The organism is Dietzia sp. UCD-THP (assembly GCF_000349585.1).
GTDB classification, from domain to species: Bacteria; Actinomycetota; Actinomycetes; order Mycobacteriales; family Mycobacteriaceae; genus Dietzia; species Dietzia natronolimnaea_A.
Genome location: NZ_AOSR01000178.1, coordinates 1 through 1701, shown reverse-complemented (window position 1 = coordinate 1701; position 1701 = coordinate 1). Strand labels below are relative to the sequence as shown.

The following is a 1701-nucleotide window of genomic DNA, read 5'->3' as shown; positions in this document are numbered from 1 at the left end:
ATACCGGGACGATCCCGGCCTGGTGTAGCCCGCGGTACATATCCGCCCAGAGGCCATAATCGGCGAACTCACGACTCGAGATGGCGAGCACAATGAGTGGACTCTGTGACAGGGATCAGCCCTCCGTTTGAATGGACATCAATCTTCGGGGCGGCGGCGCGTTCACGGAGTGACGAGACTCAGTAGTAAACTAGGCTGCTTGCGCGCTCTTCGCCGCTGACGCGCAGGTGGTCCTGCTCCCATTCGGCGCGTTTGGCCGCGCTGTAGTCCTGCATAAATCCGCTGCCGAACACCTCATGAGCCAACGCGTCCTGGTCCATCGCCTCGACCGCCTCCATGAGGGTTTTGGGCAGATCGGCAATGTCCGCGCGCTCCGCTGCGACTCCGAGCATTTCGGGACCAGGGTCGATACGTTGCTCGATGCCCTCTAGGCCGGCCGCAAGAATAAAAGCGTTCGCCATGTACACATTGGCAGTGGCGTCGGGATTGCGGAGCTCGATTGCAGGTCGGTTCTCGGGACGGCGAATCATGCACGACCTGTTGTTTGGTCCGTGGGCAATCTTGATCGGGGCCCAGGACTCCGAGCCGTCCATGAGTCGCGGTGTGAGTCGCTTGTAGGAGTTGACCAGGGGATTAGTCATTGCGGTCAGGGCGCGCGCGTGCTTCAAAATGCCGCCGATGAAGTAGTCGCACTCCGGTGTCCAACTCCACTCGCCGCGGATGGCTGAGCCGGTACGCAGGACGCTGGTTCCTGGTTTGTCGAGGAACTCCAGTCCCATGTTGATGTGGGCGCCTGAACCCCAGTCGGCAGAGAAGGGTTTAGGCATAAAGGTAACGGCTAGCCCGTGCTTCTTAGCCACCTGGTGCAATCCCAGCTTAAACAGCGTGAGGCTGTCGGCCATCTCGAGTAGTTCTTTATGGTGGAAGTCGATCTCGAATTGGTTCTTCCCGCCCTCAGCGCCCATTGCGAAGGGCTTCAAGCCGATGCCGCGCATCATCTCCAGCGCGTCGTCAAGGAAGTCGGACACGTCGTAGAGCGTCTCCACGTCATAACCGGAGGTCGGCTTCATGTCGCCGGTGACTGCTAGGAGACCGAGGCCGTCCTCTGTCACATCCCCTGGCCGGTACACATAGAACTCGGGCTCGACCCCCAGGGTGGGCGTGAAACCAAGGTCAGTAGCCTTGGCAATCTGTCGCTTTAGGATTGACCGGGGACACAGTTCGAACGCGGCTCCGCTGTCGGACCATAGGTCGGCGGCCATCCAGGCGAATCGGTTGTCCCAGGGCAGAACAGTGAGACTGTTCAGATCGGGCACTGTGGTCGCTTCGTCCTCAATCGGGCTCATTGCCCCGATGCCATTGATGCCCCGCGGGGTATAGCGGGCGAAGCCGGCCATGAGCTTCGGGAGGTACTCCACCGGATGACTTTTGGCGCGGGACCTGCCCATGATGTCGATCCAGGCGGCGGTCACATAACGAACTCCCTGGTCGGCCAGTTGTTTGACGACTTCTTCGTGCTGAGTGTCGATCGACTTTACGGTATCCATGGTGCTGACTTCATCCTCTCGTGAGATGAGTGGGGGGTAGCGGGACGGTGCTTCCGGCCCGGGATCGTGAACGCCCTGAGCGGGAGGTCACTCGTGGTTTTCGTATACGTCAGTCCGGGGAAGAAGGGCGTAGGCGGCGGGGCTGGGGGAGGGC

At 60.7% G+C, this 1701-nt stretch carries 1 protein-coding gene; it reads right to left on the bottom strand.

What is annotated here, in order from left to right; all coding sequences use genetic code 11:
• Positions 1–179: 179 nt before the first annotated feature.
• Positions 180–1547: a glutamine synthetase family protein gene (locus H483_RS27490; RefSeq protein WP_017836512.1), complete on the bottom strand. Its 1368-nt coding sequence runs from the start codon at positions 1545–1547 to the stop codon at positions 180–182.
• Between the last annotated feature and the right edge of the window lie 154 nt (positions 1548–1701).

Excerpts from the sequence above, each read along its gene's own strand:
- H483_RS27490 (WP_017836512.1), bottom strand. The coding sequence starts at position 1,547 with ATGGATACCGTAAAGTCGATCGACACTCAGCACGAAGAAGTCGTCAAA.